The 16,467-nt window shown below is 67.2% G+C and carries 13 protein-coding genes; 5 read left to right on the plus strand and 8 right to left on the minus strand.

Going from position 1 to position 16,467, the window contains the following annotated elements; genetic code table 11:
- Positions 1-45: 45 nt before the first annotated feature.
- The 4 genes from hisH to hisG are packed head-to-tail and all read right to left on the minus strand — an operon-like array spanning position 46 to position 3,891.
- Positions 46-654 carry an imidazole glycerol phosphate synthase subunit HisH gene (hisH, locus tag WEG36_11900; protein ID MEX1258311.1) on the minus strand — a complete coding sequence of 203 codons (609 nt, stop codon included), beginning with the start codon at positions 652-654 and terminating at the stop codon, positions 46-48.
- Entirely contained in the window at positions 651-1,715 is a 1,065-nt protein-coding gene (locus WEG36_11905) for a histidinol-phosphate transaminase (GenBank protein MEX1258312.1), read from the minus strand. Before WEG36_11905 ends, hisH begins: the two co-directional genes overlap by 4 nt.
- Positions 1,712-3,028, minus strand: coding sequence for a histidinol dehydrogenase (gene hisD, locus WEG36_11910; GenBank protein ID MEX1258313.1), 1,317 nt, complete (start codon positions 3,026-3,028; stop codon positions 1,712-1,714). The genes WEG36_11905 and hisD overlap by 4 nt, the downstream gene beginning before the upstream one ends.
- Positions 3,025-3,891, minus strand: a complete 867-nt coding sequence (hisG, locus tag WEG36_11915) for an ATP phosphoribosyltransferase (GenBank protein MEX1258314.1) — start codon at positions 3,889-3,891, stop codon at positions 3,025-3,027. Before hisG ends, hisD begins: the two co-directional genes overlap by 4 nt.
- Positions 3,892-4,273: 382 nt before the next feature.
- Between hisG and WEG36_11920 the strand changes: the two genes are divergently transcribed.
- On the plus strand, positions 4,274-6,724 hold the full coding sequence (locus WEG36_11920; protein ID MEX1258315.1) for a glutamine--tRNA ligase/YqeY domain fusion protein: 2,451 nt from the start codon (positions 4,274-4,276) through the stop codon (positions 6,722-6,724).
- Here the strand turns inward: WEG36_11920 and WEG36_11925 are convergent.
- The 4 genes from WEG36_11925 to bla form a co-directional block, all read right to left on the minus strand.
- Positions 6,705-7,802, minus strand: coding sequence for a hypothetical protein (locus tag WEG36_11925; protein MEX1258316.1), 1,098 nt, complete (start codon positions 7,800-7,802; stop codon positions 6,705-6,707). The genes WEG36_11920 and WEG36_11925 overlap by 20 nt on opposite strands.
- 44 nt (positions 7,803-7,846) lie before the next feature.
- Positions 7,847-8,434 (minus strand): septal ring lytic transglycosylase RlpA family protein, encoded by a 588-nt coding sequence (locus tag WEG36_11930; protein MEX1258317.1) that lies wholly within the window; start codon positions 8,432-8,434, stop codon positions 7,847-7,849.
- 301 nt (positions 8,435-8,735) lie between these two features.
- On the minus strand, positions 8,736-10,307 hold the full coding sequence (locus tag WEG36_11935) for an aminotransferase class V-fold PLP-dependent enzyme (protein ID MEX1258318.1): 1,572 nt from the start codon (positions 10,305-10,307) through the stop codon (positions 8,736-8,738).
- A 12-nt stretch (positions 10,308-10,319) separates the two neighbouring features.
- Entirely contained in the window at positions 10,320-11,189 is an 870-nt protein-coding gene (gene bla, locus WEG36_11940) for a subclass B3 metallo-beta-lactamase (protein MEX1258319.1), read from the minus strand.
- Positions 11,190-11,402: 213 nt separating this feature from the next.
- Between bla and WEG36_11945 the strand changes: the two genes are divergently transcribed.
- The 4 genes from WEG36_11945 (at position 11,403) to uvrA (ending at position 16,413) form a co-directional block, all read left to right on the plus strand.
- Positions 11,403-11,651, plus strand: coding sequence for a hypothetical protein (locus WEG36_11945; GenBank protein ID MEX1258320.1), 249 nt, complete (start codon positions 11,403-11,405; stop codon positions 11,649-11,651).
- Positions 11,636-12,034: a type II toxin-antitoxin system VapC family toxin gene (locus WEG36_11950; protein ID MEX1258321.1), complete on the plus strand. Its 399-nt coding sequence runs from the start codon at positions 11,636-11,638 to the stop codon at positions 12,032-12,034. Before WEG36_11945 ends, WEG36_11950 begins: the two co-directional genes overlap by 16 nt.
- Positions 12,035-12,054: 20 nt before the next feature.
- Entirely contained in the window at positions 12,055-13,446 is a 1,392-nt protein-coding gene (locus WEG36_11955) for an NAD(P)-binding protein (protein ID MEX1258322.1), read from the plus strand.
- Positions 13,447-13,542: 96 nt separating this feature from the next.
- A complete protein-coding gene (gene uvrA / locus WEG36_11960; protein ID MEX1258323.1) occupies positions 13,543-16,413 on the plus strand; it encodes an excinuclease ABC subunit UvrA in 2,871 nt (956 codons plus the stop codon).
- Positions 16,414-16,467: the final 54 nt, after the last annotated feature.

Here is a 16,467-nt window from a genome sequence, read left to right on the forward strand (position 1 = left end):
CCGCTCCGCTCCGCGCTCACTTCGAGGCCCTCCCCGCCGTCCCGATCACTTGGCCACCTCCTCCACGAAATTCGCGAGGAGACGAAGCCCGGGAGCCGAGCTCTTTTCCGGGTGAAACTGGAAGCCCAACGACTTCCCCTTCCGCACCCCCGCGGCGAAGACTTCCCCCTCGTATTCGGAGTGGGCAATGATCGCTTCCTCCCCCTCCCCTTCGTCCATCTCGCAGACGAAGGAGTTCGCGTAATACGCCGGAAAGGCATCGGCCCCCTCGAAGATCGGGTCTTCCCCGGTCTCCACGTCGTTCCACCCCATCTGAGGGACGATGCGCGAGTGCAGTCGCCGGACCCGTCCCGAAAAGAGGCCAATTCCGCGGCCCTGGGCTTCTTCACTCTCGGGAAAAAAGAGCTGCATTCCGAGGCAGATTCCGAGGCAGGGGAGGCCCGCCTCCAGCGCCGCCCGCACCCGGTCCGCCTCACCCTCGAGCCCCCGCACCGCGGCACCGAAGGATCCCACGCCGGGAAGGACGAGGCCATCCCGTCCGAGCGCTTGGTCCCAGTCGGCCGTGACCGTCACACGAGCGCCCCCCGCCTCGAGTCCCTTCTTCAGGGAGTGGAGATTTCCCGCGCCGTAGTCGAACAGGGCGAGGTGGATCATGCGAGGACCTCGTCCAGCGCCTCGAGAAAGCGCTCCATCTCTTCCCAGGGCCCGATGGAGATGCGGATCGTGTCGCCGATTCCGGGGAGGGTGGGGAAGGGACGCACCGCGACCCCTCGTTCGCGAAGCGCCGCGGTCGCCTCCGCAGCCGAATGGACTCCTCCCGCCATGTCGCCCAGGGGGAGGAGAAGGAAGTTGGCCCCCGAAGGAAGGGTCACCAGCCCCCGCGACTGAAGCTCGTCCTTGAGCCGGGCGCGCCCGGCACGGACCTCGGACACGACCTTCGGAATCCACTTCTCCCGGTCTTCGAGCACTGCGATCCCGGCGAGCTCCGCCAGGCGGTTCACCTTGTAGGGACCCCGCGATTTCTCCACTTCGGCGATGACTTGGGGGCTCCCCACCGCGAATCCGACGCGGAGCCCCGCGAGGCCGTAAGCCTTGGATAAGGTGCGCACCACGAGCACCCGCGCGGAGGCGGCCGCCACCTTGAGGAAGTTGTCGTCGGCGAAGTCGGCGTACGCCTCGTCAATGAGGAGGATCGGACCCTCGTCCCCGATCGCCGCGATGAGGCGCTCGACCTTCTTCTTCGGCAGGACCTCTCCCGTCGGGTTGTTGGGGCGGCACAGGTAGAGGAGGGCGGGAGAGCCCTCGAGGAGGCGGGCCGGTTCGGCGATGGCTGCCGCCGGAAGGGGGCGTGGGACCATCCCGTTCATTCGCGCGAAGACCTCGACCATCGAGAAGGTCGGCGGAAAGTAGACGATCGCCTCCCCGGGCTCACCCGAGGCCCGGAAGGTGGAGTCCAGCATGTCGTCGGATCCGCAGCCGGTCGTGATGGACTTCTGGGGGACACCGAAACGGCGCGCGATGGCCGCGCGGAGCGCATCCGCGTACACGGAGGGGTACCGGGTCAGGTCGCTCGCCTCCGCCTCGCGGATGGCGCGGAGAGCAGCCGGGTGGGCGCCCCACCGGTTGGTGTTGTCCGAGAGGTCCGCCTCGATCGGACGGCGATCGGGTGCATACCGGGCCAAGGGCCGATATGCCGGGCGGGGAAAGGGCGTCATAAGACCTCCTCGGCCGCGCGGGCCCGCGCGGCGGCGGCGTGCGCTGGAAGGCGCTCGGCCTTCGCGAGCCTCTCCACATCCTTCGCCATCGCCGCCGCTCCGGCCGGAGAGATCTCCTGCCAGGTGAAGAAGCGGAGAAAGTCGAGGGTCGAAAGCCCGGAGAAGGAGCGGGCCCTTCCCGAGGTGGGAAGAACGTGGTTCGCCCCGGTGATGTAGTCTCCGAAGGAGACGGAGGCGGCATCCCCGAGGAAGACCGTTCCCGCCGTGGATTGCGTTTCCATGTCGCGGCGCGGATCGTCGGTATAGAGGGCCAGGTGCTCGGCCGCGTATTCCTCCGCGAAGTCGAGCGCCGCGCGCCGGTCGCGGGCGAGGAGGAGGGCGCCCCGGGAGGCGAAAGCAGCCTCCACGATGTTCCCCCTCGGCGCACGCGCGGCCCGGCGCCCGAGCTCGGCGCGAACTCCGTCGACGAGTTCCGAGCTCCAGCTCACGAGACCCACCGCCGCGTCCGGGTCGTGTTCGGCTTGGGCGATGAGCTCGAGGGCGATCCGCGTCGGATCCCCGGTTGCGTCCGCGACGACGAGGACCTCCGAGGGGCCGGCGGGCGAATCGATCCGGAGCTCGCCGGCGACCTGCCGCTTCGCCTCGGTCACCCAGCGGTTCCCGGGACCAACGATGGCGTCCACGCGGGGAACCGAGGCCGTCCCGTACGCCAGCGCTCCGATGGCTCCGGCCCCCCCGAGCGAAAAGAGCCGGGTCGCGCCCGCGATCGCACAGGCCGCGAGCACCTCCTCGGGGGGCTCTCCGTAGGGGCCGGGCGGCGAGCAAACCACGATCTCGGTAACCCCCACCGCGCGGGCTGGAACAACTCCCATGAGGACGGACGAGGGATAGGCGGCTCGCCCTCCCGGCGCGTAGATCCCCACGGCGGCAAGGGGAACGGCCCGACGCCCGAGGAGGACACCCGGCTCGACCTCTAGGGAGAGCTCCTGCGGGAGCTGCGCCTCGTGAAAGGCGCGGATATTTCGTGCGGCCCGCTCGAGCGCGATCCGCACTGCGGGGTCGAGCTCATTCAGCGCCTTCTCCCAACGCTCCTGCGGGACCTCGAGCGCGTCCAGCTCGATCGAATCGAATTCGCGGGCCATCTCGAGAAGGGCGGTGTCCCCATCCTCGCGAACCCGGTCGAGGATGCCGCGAACGGCCTCGCGGAGCCCCGCCTCGTCGGGAGGACGACGCTCCAGAAGCAAGGCGCGCTGCTCGTGCGTCAAGTCTTCGATCCGCGCGTCCACGGCAATTCGAAGCGTCAGCGTGGTCATGGCATGAGCCGCTCGATGCGGGTGACGAGAATTCCCTCGGCCCCGAGCGCCTTTAAGCGGGCGATGGTTTGATACACCTGACCCGCATCCACGACCGCGTGGGCCGCGACCCATGTCCCCCGGTCGAGGACATCCACGATGGTCGGCCCGGAAATCCCGGGGAGGACCTTGCGAACCTCCTCGAGTCGCGCCCGCGGGACGTTTGCCATCAGGTAGCGCTTTTCCCGGGCGCGGAGGACCGACTCGAGCGCCATCACGAGCTCGTCCCGGGATCGCCCAGACGTGGGATCCCCGAGCGCCTTCCGGTTCCCGATGAGGAGGGCGGATGAATCCAGAATCGTTCCGATTTCCTTGAGCCCGTTGACTCTGAGCGTCGATCCCGTCGAAACGAGGTCCACGATCGCGTCGGCGACTCCAAGGTGCGGGGCGATTTCGGCCGCTCCCGAGACGGGAACGATCTGGATCGAGTTTCCGAGACCTTCGAAGTACCTCCGGGCCAGCTTCGGGAAGGAGGTCGCCACCCGCGTTCCCTCGGGGAGCTCGCCCGGGGAGGCGACGGGGCTCTCGTCCCGCACCGCGACGATGAGCCGGCAGCGTCCGAAGCCCAAGTCGAGGAGTTCGACCACCTCGATCCGGCTAGACTCTTCGACCAGATCGCGCCCCGTGATTCCGAGCTCCGCGGCCCCGTCCGCCACAAATTCGGGGATATCTTGCGCCCGGACGAAAATCGCCTGGAATTCCGAGCCGAGCCTGGCAACGAGGGCGCGCTCGGCGCGAAACTCCGGCTTCAGCCCCGCGAGCTCGAAGGTCTCCAGGGCGCTGTCCGCCAGCCGCCCTTTGTTGGGAATCGCGATTCTCATCATTAGAACTCCAATTCTATTTGACTGCTCCGGCGCTCGATGCGATGTCTCCGGCACCCACCAAGAAAAAAAAATCGGCCCGTCCTCGGAAGGGACGGGCCGCGGGGCTCGGTCAGTTCAGGAGGCGCCAAACGTCAGGCGCGCACACCGACCTCCACCCGTCCCGTCCGGGACCGGCGACGATGGGTGTGGAGGTGCTTCCGCGCATGCGTAATCATGACCGGGAAGGTATCCTGCGCGCCTGGAGCGGTCAACGGGGAAGAGAGGACGCTTCCGCGAGTCCCGGACCGGAAACAAGGGGCGCCCGAGCCCTTTCAAGGGCCGCAGGTGCCCTCTACGTTTCATGGCCCTGTTTGCCCGTAGCCCGACCTGAAGATGGAGCCCCATGACGGATCCGGATGGGATTGGATCCCAGACCGCCGGCCGCGACTTCATCCGGCAGATCATCGACCGGGATCTCGCTGAGGGGAAGGTCGAGGGAAAGGTCGTCACCCGGTTCCCTCCGGAGCCGAACGGCTTTCTCCATATCGGCCATGCGAAGTCCATCCTCCTGAACTTCGGGATCGCCCGCGAATACGGGGGCCGGTGCCACCTCCGCTTCGACGACACGAATCCGATCACCGAGGAGCATGTATACGCGGAAGCGATCAAGAAGGACGTGCGCTGGCTCGGCTTCGACTGGGGGGAGCACCTCTACCACGCCGCCGACTACTTCGAGCGGATGTACGAGTTCGCGGAGTCGCTCATTCGGAGCGGCAAGGCATACGTGGATTCGGAGTCGGAAGAGGAGATTCGCGAAGGGCGGGGAACCGTGACCAACCCGGGGAGGGAGAGCGGCGGTCGGAGCCGGTCGGTTGAAGAAAATCTCGACCTCTTCCGGAGGATGAGGGCGGGAGAATTCGAGGACGGCGCGCACGTCCTGCGGGCTCGCATAGACATGACCTCGCCCAACATGCTCATGCGCGATCCGATCCTCTACCGGATCCGCCATGCCAGCCACTACCGCACCGGCGACGAATGGTGCGTTTATCCTCTCTACGACTACGCGCACTGTCTGGAAGACGCGATCGAGGGAATCACGCACTCGCTCTGCACTCTCGAGTTCGCGAACAACCGGGAGCTCTACGACTGGATCCTGGACGAGGTTGGCTTCGAAGAACCGCGCCCCCACCAGTACGAGTTCGGAAAGGGGCTCCTCGACTATACGGTCACCAGCAAACGGAAGCTCCTCCAGCTCGTCAAAGACAACCATGTCGAGGGGTGGGACGATCCGCGGATGCCGACCCTCGCAGCCTTTCGGCGGCGCGGCGTCCCTCCCGAAGCGGTGATCGGCTTCTGGACGATGGTCGGGGTGGCGCGCGCCGATGCCCGCATTGACATCGGCCGGCTCGAGTACGCAGTGCGGGACGAGCTCAACCGGAGCGCGCCTCGCGTCCTCGCGGTCCTCGACCCCCTGAAGGTCACGATCACAAACTGGCCGGCCGTCGAGTCTCGCGAGATCGAGGCGCCGTATTTCCCTCACGACATTCCCCGGGAGGGGACCCGCTCCCTCTCCTTCTCCCGGGCGCTCCTCATCGAAAGGAGCGACTTCGCGGAGGATCCGCCGAAGGGGTTCCGCCGCCTCGTTCCGGGAGGGGAGGTGCGCCTTCGCCACGGCTGTGTCATTCGGTGCGACGAAGTCGTGAAGGATCGGACCGGGAGGGTCCTCGAGCTCCGCTGCACGCACGACCCCGAGACCTGGGACGCCGCGCCTCCCGACGGACGCAAGGTGGGAGGGACGATTCACTGGCTTTCGGCCCCCCACGCGGTCCCCTGCGAGGTTCGCCTATACGATCGGCTTTTCTCGGTCGCGGATCCCGAGTCCGAGGCAGTGGCGCGGGGTGGAGAGGGGAACTTCCGGGACTTCCTCAATCCCGACTCCATCACCGTGGTGGGAGGCGCCTTCGTGGAGCCCTCGGTCCTCGGGGACGATCTCGACACCCGGTACCAGTTCGAACGCCTCGGTTACTTCTGGCGCGATCCCGAGTTGGGACGGAGAGATCGTCTCGTCTTTAATCGTATCGTGACGCTCCGGGACACCTGGGCCGCCCGCGCCGCGGATGGGGGCGCCGGGAAGCGGGCCGGGATGCGGAAGGGGGAGCTCGAGGGGGCGGAATCGCCGGAGCTCGTCGCGGCCGCCGTCGCCGTAAAAGGCGGAGCCGGGGAACCCGCTCCCCGCGGCCGCGCCCCGAGGGTGAGCGCCGCCGGGGCTCCCGCGCCGCCTTCTCCCGAGGTGCGCGAAAGGGCGCGACTCTTGGTCGAGCGCTTCGCCCTCGAGGAAGTGGACGCCGAAATCCTCGCGCGTGACCCCGCCCTCGTCGCTTTTTTCGAGGGAACCGTGGATGGGCTGGCGGAGGGCGCTGCGGGGTCCGGTCGGGGCGGGGCAGGGGCGGCCTCCGCGGCAAACTGGATCATCAACAGCCTCCCGCCCCTTCAGGCGGGACGGGCGCTCGCCGACCTCCCCTTCGGACCGGCGGAGCTCGCGGCCCTGATCGGCCTGGTCGAGGAGGGGACCGTGTCGCGCACCGGCGGGCACGAGATCCTGGAGGTCCTCGCCCAGGAGGGAGGGGATCCCCGCGCGATCGTCGAGCGCCTCGACGTTGCGCAAGTCAGCGACGCGGCCGTGATCCGTCCGGTCGCCGCCGAGGTCGTCGCCGCGAATCCGGCAAAGGTGCGGGAGTACCGGGAGGGAAAATCCGGCCTCATCGGCTTCTTCATGGGGCAGGTGATGCGCCGTACGGGCGGGAAAGCGGACCCCGAGCTAGCCCGCGCGCTCCTCAAGGAGCTTCTGGAGTGAACGCCTCCCAAACGTCGTAGACCGGGCGCTCCTCCCCCGATGCCCGCCGGAGGGAGAGGGAGTGGAAGATGTTCCAGTCGAGCGGGGCGAGCCCTCCCGGCTCCGGAGCCACCGGAGGGTGAAGGAAGAGCCAGCTGACGAGGCGGGTCTCCCACCCTTCGAGAGCGTCCCCCAGCCTCTCCAGATACGTGACCTGGTGAGCCTCCGATGCCTCCCAAGGTGCCACGAATCCCTCCGCGATCTCGGCCGGCCACCCGGTTTCGGTGATCGCGATCGGGGTGTCCCCGATGTAGGGAAGGAGGGGGTCGAGGTACGTCGCCGGAACGGCGTTCGGCGTCGCATGCGCGAAGAAGGGATAGACCGTGAGCCCAAGCACATCGATCCGGTCGAAGTCGTGCATGGTCACCGCACCCCACTCCGACTGGTTCATCCCCGCCAGGACGCCGATTCCGGCGGTCCGCTCGTATTGGAAGATCGGTCCCACAAGCGTCTCCGGCGAAGCCGACTTGATCGCGTCGTAGGCGTCGTTGTAGACCGCGATCCAGCGCGCGTAGTCCTCGGGATCGGTGCTGAAATACACACTGCTCTCGTTTCCAAGGAAGAGGAACGGCGGACGATAGGTGTCCGCCACCCCGGCGACGACCTCAACGTAGAGTGCGGCGGCCTCTTCGTTCGCCCAACTGTTGTCGGGATTCGAGGGAATTCGAATGTGGGGGCCTTCATTGCCACGCCATCCAACGACGAGGATCGGCTCATACCCGTGCCCGGCGGCTTGTTGGAGCGTCAGGAGTGCCGCCCCGGGCGGAGTCCCGGCGTCTGTCCCCTCTTCGACGTCGTCTCGCCACGCTCCATTCCACAGGACGCCGGCATCGGAGAACGAGCCAGCCTCGTCGAGGAAATCGAGGATCTCGGCGAAGGATTCCGGGAATCCGCGAGGCGAGAGCGCGATCCCTTTGACCGTTCTGGCTCCGTCCTCTCGCGGCGGATCCGTGGGACCGGAGCCCTCGCACCCTGCCATGGGTCCGACGAGCACGAGGGAAACGAGCGCGAATAGGCCGCGCCCCTTGGTCCTTGCCAAGGTCGGTGGCGCCCAACTCCCACACCTCATCAGAAGAGCGGGCATCATTGGGCGAGCGGGCATCCGACGACGAGCCCATCCCACGCGGAGGCGAGGCGGCGGGCCTCGTCGTGAGAGTGGATCGGACCGGCCCGGACGCGGAAGAGGGCGTCCTCGCCGATGGTCACCCGCGCCGCCATTCCGTCACGAGCGAGCCGCGTCCGGAGCTCTTCGGCACCCTCCCGCCGGGAAAACGCCCCCGCCTGCACTTCCCAACAGTTGAGTGCCTCCGGGCTCGTCACGATCGTGATCCGAACGCGGGCGGTTCCGGGCCCGATCATCCCGAGCTCGCGCGCGGCTCGCCGCGAGACGTCGAGCATGCGTCCGCCGGCGAAGGGCCCCCGGTCCGTGATGCGGAGCGTCACGTCCTGGCCGGAATCGAGATTCTCGACGAGGATCGTCGTGCCGAATGGAAGGGTCCGATGGGCGGCGGTCAGCCCTTCCATGTCGTAGAGCTCACCCGAGGCGGTCAGGCGTCCGTGAAAGGGCTCGCCGTACCAGGAGGCGACGCCGCTTTCCGACCAGCCCACAGGATCGGTGATGGGAGTCGGAGTGGGGAGGCGTGCAGGGGGGAGTCCGGTTGTCACGCGCATGCACCCGCCGAGGAGCGCCAGGAGAAGGAAGAGTCCAATGCCGGGGCGCCGGCGCGGCCTCGCGCCGGGGTCCGGTTCCCTTGCGCGGCGAAACCTGAAGCGGCCACCTCGTTCGCCGACAGCGTGCCTCGGACGAGGCGCGTGCGTCCGGCGCTCCCTGCGCGGAGCCGGGCTCAACCCTTTCCCCGTGATGGACACAATCTTCGTATACGGCACCTTTCGGCCTGGGTTCCAAGACAAAGCTCCCGCGGCTCGACGCGTACGAAGGCGTCGGCGAATCCCGGGATCATCCGCGGCGAGGTTATTCGCTCCCTGAGTCGAGGTTCGAGAGGGTGCGGGGTACGACGAAGCTTGCGGAGGCCGGCCTCAGCTCGGCGTCCAACTCGCGCCCGAGTCGGGCCACGATCTCGGGGAGGGCCTCGATGTCCGCCTGGGTCGTGTTGAAGTTCACGATACAGCAACGAAGGAGGTAGCGACCCCGAATCACCGCGTTCGAAACGAAGGCCTCGCCGGAGCGCTGGATTCGCTCGAGGAGCGCCTCGTTCAGCTCATCGAGGTAGGGGGCCGACGCGTCCGATCCGGCTTCGACTCGAAGGTCCGGCGGAAGGTACCGGAAGGTGTTGATGCTGAGGCATTGCGTGACCGCTTCGAGCTCCGGATGCGTGGAGATCAGCGCATGTAGCCGCTCGCTCAGCTGGATGTCGTCGCCGATCGTTTTCACGTATCCCGCCCGCCCGGCGACTCCGAGGGCCAGCCAGACCTTCAGCGCCCGGAACCCTCGGGAGTTCTGTGGGCCGAAGTCGAAGTAGTTGGTCGCCTCCTCCCCGAAGTGGTAGTAGGGCGGGTGGTAGGAGAAGGCCTTTCGCAGCCCTTCCGGATCCCGGACCAACACGCATCCCGCCTCCAGCGGCGCGTATAGCCACTTGTGTGGATCCACGGCAACCGAGTCCGCGAGGGCGAGCGCCCCCAAATCATCGGAAGCGCCTGGAGCGGCCGCCGCAAAGGCGCCGTAAGCCCCGTCCACGTGGAACCAGACCTCGGCCTCCCGGCAGATCGCCCCGATCTCCCGGAGAGGATCCACCGTTCCCGTGCTCACCGAGCCCGCGTTCCCCACGACCATCACCGGGCGCACTCCGCCAGCCAGGTCCCGGACGAGAGTCTCACGCAGCGCCACCGTGTCCATCCGAAGGTTGGCGTCCACCGGGATCCAACGAATCGCCTCCGTTCCAATCCCGGAAAGATCGCACCCCTTCTGGATCCAGGTGTGAGTCTCGGCAGACGCGTAAGCACGAAGGGGTGGCTGGGCTGGGCCGGCCACCCCGGTGGCGCGCAGGTCCCAGTCCGCCGCCGCGACCCGGGCGGCGAAAAGCCCCACAATGTTGGCCATGTTTCCTCCGCTCACGAAGAGCCCCCCGCACGCCGAGGGATATCCGATGAGCTCGGCGATCCAACGGATGGTCTGGGCTTCGATCTCGGTCGCGACGGGCGCCAGCCGCCATGCCCCGACATTGGGATTGACCGCGGCCGCCAGGAGGTCGCCGAGCATCCCGATCGGAGCGGGAGACGAGGTGATGTACCCGAAGAAACGCGGGTGGCCGTTGAAGAGGGAGTGCTCGAAGAGGATGTCTCGTGCCTGGCGGAGGAGGGCCGCGGGCTCCGTTCCTTCCTCCGGAAGGGGGCGATCCGCCCCGATCAGTTCTCGTATCTTTCCCGGCGAGTCGTCGCGGGTGACGGGGCCATCCGGGATGCCTTCGAGGAAGTCCGCGATGGCTTCCACCAGCTCGTGACCCAGGCGGCGAAACTCGTCGCCGGCGAGGGTCAGCGGAGTGTCACGAAGGGACCGGGCCGGGCCGTCGCTTTCCTTCGACCTCATGGATTCTCCACCCTATCCCGCGGCAAGGCCCGAACAGCCGCCTGCGAAGCCCTCCTCCGCGAGCGCGCGTTCAATGGAGGCACGCGCCGCGCTCAGATACTCGCGGTACATCCCTTGCTCCACGAAGGCCATCGCGTCGCCCGCCAAGCGTCGGGCGATCTTCTCGTCGAGCCTGAACCAGCTTCCGTGAGAGCCCAGGAAGATGTCCGGGTCGAGGCTCTCGAGATGCGTAAGGCTCGTACAGTAGTCCTTCGCCTGGCCCTCGTACGTCGGCTCGTCACCCCCGAGTGTGTAATAGGGGAGCACGGAGAGGCTGCACACGGATACGAATTCATACCGCTCACCCTCGATCTGGACCTCGCCGCCCCAGCTCGTGCAACCGGGCGTGTGCCCCGGGGTCAGATGTGCGGTAAGTGCGAGGTCGCCCAGCCGGACCGTCTCGAGATGTCCGATGGTGCGGGTGACGGTCGCGGGCGGATACCCCGCCGTGATGCCCTCCAGTCCGAAGTCTCGTCCGCTCCGCACGAAGGTAGCATCGGCCTCGGTCAGCACGAGCTCCGCACCGGTCGCCTCCAGCATGTCCGCCAGTCCACCGACATGATCGAAGTGGGCGTGACTCGCGACCTGGATACGAATGTCCGCGGGATCGAATCCGAGACTTCGGATGTTTTCGAGGATCAAAGGCACATTTGCCTGAAGCGGCGCGTCGATGAGGATGTGCCCCTCGCTGGAAGTGAAGAGGTACGAGGCGAGGCCCGCCGTCCCGACGTAGTAGAGTTGATCCGCGATCCGGACCGGGGTTCGAGGCTCCGTCCAGTCGGGGCTCTGCGCGAGGAGTCCGGAAGGGAGAGCGGCCAAGAGGGCGAAAACGGTACGAATCATCGTGCCTCCCGTTGAAAAGGGGCGTTCCTCCTCGCGGAGCCGAACCTTCAGCGGCGGCCCGCAACCCGGGTCATCGGGCCAGCGACCTAGCGAGGGAAACGGTGCGCTCCCGAATCTCTGGATCATTCCAGCGAAGATCAAATCCTCGCGCAAGCTGGGCGATCGGTCGGCCTCTGCCTTGACCGAAGTGCATGTATCATGCATAATGCATGCATGGCGACAAAGACCATCTCCCTGAAGATCGAGGCCTGGGAGCGACTTCGACAGGCGCGTCGCACCCCGGATGAATCGTTCTCCGACGTGGTCCTGAGGGCGGAGTGGCCCGACCTGGGGCTCACGGCCCGGGAACTGCGAGCGGTCTATGAGCGCGAGGGGCCCCACCTCACTCGTGAGGCACTCGACCGGATCGACCAGGCGGCTCGGGAGGACGAGAGCCCGCGGGACAAATGGACGGGCCGCTGATCCTCGCGACCACCTTCCTGGTGGATCTTGAACGCGAAGCGCTTGCCGGGAGCCCGGGGCCCGCCCATGCCTTCCTCGCCGCCCATCCCGATCGGGTGCTGGCGATCACCCTCACAACGGCCGGCGAGCTGGCCTGCGGCCCCAACCTTTCGGAGAAGCAAGGTTGGGAAGCCCTGGTCCAAAGGTTTCGCATTCTTACCCCGGACCAGGAGGCGGCCTGGAAATATGGCCGCATTTATCAATACCTGCGCGACAATGGCCTCCTCATCGGAGGGAACGATCTTTGGATCGCCGCCACCGCGCTCGCCCACGGCCTCCCGGTCGTGACGCGGGATATCGAACACTATCGGCGTGTTCCCGGGCTGGAGGTCGTTTCCTATTGAGACCCCTCACAGGCTAACCCATGTCTCGCACGCTCGAGACCGACTACCTCGTCATCGGCGGCGGCGCGGCCGGCTTGGCGTTCGTGGACACCCTCGTCGCGGAGTCGGATGCCCGCGTCGTCATCGTGGATCGGCGGGCGGCAGCGGGGGGGCACTGGAACGACGCCTATTCCTTCGTTCGCCTGCATCAGCCCTCGCTCTACTACGGGGTCAACTCGACGCCGCCCGGAACCGAGGCCGTGCAAACGGACGGGCCCGAGGCCGGTTGGTACGATCGTGCGACGGGCACCGAGATTCGCGCGTATTATGAGCGCGTCATGCAGAGGCACCTGATCCCCACGGGTCGTGTCCGCTTTTTTCCCAAGTGGGAGTTCGTGGGGGGACTCCGCATCGCCTCGTGCCTCACCGGCGAAGTCGTCGAGGTGAAGGTCCGCAAGAAAGTCGTGAATGCCGCCTACCTCTCGCCCTCCATCCCGGCCACGAGCCCGCCTCCCTTCGAAGTCGGGGCCGGGGCATCCGTGATTCCCATCGGTCGGCTTACGCAGGTCGGCCACCGGCCGGAACGGTTCGTCATCATCGGCGCGGGCAAGACCGCCATGGACGCCTGTGTGTGGCTTCTTCAGAGTGGAGTGGATCCGGAGCAAATCCAGTGGATCAAGCCGCGGGAATCATGGGTGATCAATCGCGCTTACACCCAGCCGGGCGAACTGGTCGCCAACCTGTTCGAAGGGATCACCCGCCAGATGGCGGCGGCGGCTCGGGCGACTTCCGTGGACGATCTCTTCGATCGCCTCGAGGCCGCCGCGCTGCTCCGGCGCGTGGACGCGAACGTTCAACCCACCATGTTCAGGAGCGCCACCGTCGGCGACTGGGAAATCGATCTCCTGCGCCGCATCGAGAAGGTGGTTCGGCTCGGCCACGTGCACCGTATCGAATGCGACCGGATCGTCCTCGACGAGGGGACGATGCCGACCACTCCCGGCCACCTACACGTTCACTGTGCGGCGGATGGCCTGCCGCGTTCGCCCGCGATCCCGATCTTCGGAGCCAACCGAATCACCCTGCAGCCGGTCCGGACCGGCCTCATTCCCTTCAATGCCGCGCTCGTCGCCTTCGTCGAGGCCCGCCGGGACGAGGAGGTCGAGAAAAACCGCCTGTGCCCTCCGAATCCACATCCGCGCACGGCGCTCGACTGGGCCCGAACGACCATCATCCAACCGCAGGCGGAGCGGGCCTGGTCGCAGGAGACGGACATCGTGGAGTGGCTCGAGAGGTCGCGGCTGAATCCGTTGCGGGGGCTCAGCGCGCGAGCCGGAGACCCCGGGGTGCAGGCGGCCTCGAAGCGGTTCGTGGAGAACATCCGTCCCGGCCTGGGACGCCTGGCCGCGCTGACCGGAGGGGCGGCCGCCTGAAGCGGCAGACCGGACCCCCCCGGTGCCCCCGAGGGTAGTGGCCAGGTTGGACCGACCGTCCCACCATCCTTTGAGCCCGGCCGCCTTTCCGAACGCATGGACACCCACATCCGGATCCGGGGCGCGCGCCAGCACAACCTCAAGAATTTCGATCTCGATCTCCCCCGGGATGCTCTCACGGTCATCACCGGGCCGTCGGGGTCGGGAAAGTCATCCCTCGCGCTCGACACCGTCTTCGCCGAGGGGCAGCGTCGTTACGTCGAGTCGCTTTCGACGTACGCGAAGCAGTTCCTCGACCGGATGGAAAAGCCGGACGTGGACGCGATCGAAGGGATCTCTCCCTCCGTCGCGATCGAGCAGAAAAACCCCACCAAGACCAGCCGTTCCACCGTGGGCACGGCGACCGAGGTGGCCGACTATCTCCGGCTCCTCTACGCTCGAGTCGGAAGGACGATCTGCCCGGAGTGCGGGCGCCGCGTCCTTCCCGATACCGTTTCGGGAGCGGTAGACCGCGTCCTCGAGCTTCCCGCGGGGACGCGATTCATGGTCGCCTTCCCTCTCCCGCGGAGCGAACGCACGTCGCACGCGGCTCTTGTCGAGGGGCTCCGGACTCTTGGTTTCGTACGCCTTCTCGCGGATGGCGCGGCCGTGGACCTGGGCGGCGCGGGCGCCGACACGCCCGCGGGGCTGGGAACGGACCTGGGCGCCGCGAAGACCCTCCTCGTAGTCGTGGACCGGCTCAAAGTCGAGCCGGGCATGCGGGACCGGCTCGCCGACTCCGTCGGCACGGCGTTTCGCGAAGGCGAAGGCGAGGCCCTGATTCTCCTTCCCGGAAAGAAGGAGGAGGAAGCCCCCGCCACCCTCGCCTTCACGGAGCGCTTCCGCTGCCCGGATCACCCCGACCTCGAGTTTCCCGAGCCGTCGCCGCAACTCTTTTCTTTTAACTCACCCTTCGGTTCTTGCCCGAAGTGCACGGGGTTTGGCGCGACGCTCGAATACGACGAAAAGCTTATCGTCCCGAACGCTTCACTCTCCCTCGACGAGGGGGCAGTGGATCCCTGGACCAAGCCCCGATATAGGCGCGAGCGCGCCCGACTCCGCCGCTTTGCGGAAGAACGGGGCGTTTCGGTATACGCGCCGTGGAGCGAGCTTCCCGCGGACTTCCGCAAGACGGTCCTCCGTGGAGAGTCCGGAAAAAAAGGGAGGCTCGGCGACGGCGCCTTCCTCGGCGTCTTCCCCTTCCTCAAGGCTCGAGAGAAGAAGCGCTACAAGCAGTACATCCGAGTTTTCCTGCGGAAATATCAGAGTCCGCGCCCGTGCTCCCGCTGCGAGGGAGCCCGCCTCCGCCCCGAGGCGCTGAACGTGCACGTCGCCGGTGCGACGATTGCGGAAGTGAGCCAGCTTCCCCTCGAGGAGCTCGCGCGATGGATCGCTTCGCTCGAGCTGGTAGGGGCGGAAAAGGAGATTGCCGAAACGATTCTGCGCGAGCTCTCGTCGCGCGTCTCCTTCCTCGTGGACGTGGGGCTCGGCTACCTGACTCTGGACCGCCAGGCCCGCTCCCTTTCCGGCGGCGAAGCGCAGCGGATCAGCCTCGCGAACTCGCTCGGGTCGAGCCTGGTGGACACCATCTACGTGTTGGACGAGCCTTCGATCGGCCTACACCCGAGGGACACCGCGGCCCTCCTGGGGCTTCTCGGCAGGCTCCGCGACGCCGGAAACACCGTGCTCGTCGTCGAACACGATCCCCAGGCGATTCGCGCCGCCGACCATGTGGTCGAACTCGGCCCAGCGTCGGGGGAGAAGGGCGGAAACGTCGTATTCGAGGGCACACCTGCGCGTCTCGAGGACGCGGACACCGTCACGGGGCGTTACCTGTCGGGGGTCGCGCCCATCGAGGTCCCCGAAAAGCGGCGACGGCCGCGTGGGGATTGGCTCGAGATTCGGGGGGCGTCGCTCCACAACGTCGAGGAACTCGACCTCTCCCTTCCCCTCGGGCTCCTGATCGCGGTGACCGGGGTCTCCGGCTCGGGAAAGTCCACTCTCGTGCACGATATCCTCTTCCGGGCGCTCGAGCGCGAGCTCGCCGGAGGAGGAAGCTCCGCGAAAGAGCACCTGGGAGAGCTGGTCGGGGATGTCGGGGAGATCGAAGGGGTCTCCCACCTCGAGGCCGTCGTCCTCGTGGATCAGAGTCCGATCGGACGCACCCCTCGCTCGAATCCTGTCACCTACCTGCGCGCATGGGACGAGGTGCGTAAAGTCTTCGCGACCCAGCCACTCGCGCGACAGCGCGGTTACCAGGCGCGCCACTTCTCCTTCAACGTTGCGGGAGGGCGCTGCGAGGCGTGTAAGGGCGCCGGCCGGGTCGAGGTCGAGATGGTCTTCATGGCCGATGTCTTCGTCCCCTGCGACGTCTGCCGGGGGAAACGGTTCAAGCCAGAGGTGCTCGAAGTCCAGGTGAAGGGGAAGTCCATCGCCGACATCCTCGAGCTCACCGTGGACGAGGCGATTCGCTTCTTCGTGAAGGAGGACGAGCTGGGCGAGAGGCTCTGGCACCTGCAGGAGGTCGGATTGGGCTACCTCCGGCTCGGGCAGTCGGCCACGACGTTGTCGGGAGGCGAGGCCCAGCGTCTCAAGATCGCGCGTGAGCTCGCGACAGCCTCGGGAAAGCGGGGAAGGAAACTCTACCTCCTGGACGAACCGACGACCGGGCTCGCGGGCGAGGACGTGAAGAAACTCCTCGAGGTCTTCCAGCGGCTGGTGAAGGCGGGGAATACCGTCCTCGTGATCGAGCACAATCTGGATCTGATCAAGTCCGCGGACTGGGTCGTGGACATGGGTCCGGGGGCGGGACCGCGCGGCGGGAAGATTGTCGTGGAGGGGACCCCGGAGGAGGTCGCGGCGCACCCGGGCTCGCTCACAGGACAGTTTCTCGCGGAAGTGTTGCGGACGGCGGTTCCGGCCGCGTAATCGTGTCGCCCCGTGTGGCGCCGTGCGATCCCAGAGCCGATGGTGGGGTAGCAC

The sequence above is a fragment of the Gemmatimonadota bacterium genome (genome assembly GCA_040882465.1).
Lineage (GTDB): Bacteria > Gemmatimonadota > Gemmatimonadetes > Longimicrobiales > Gaopeijiaceae > JBBEBG01.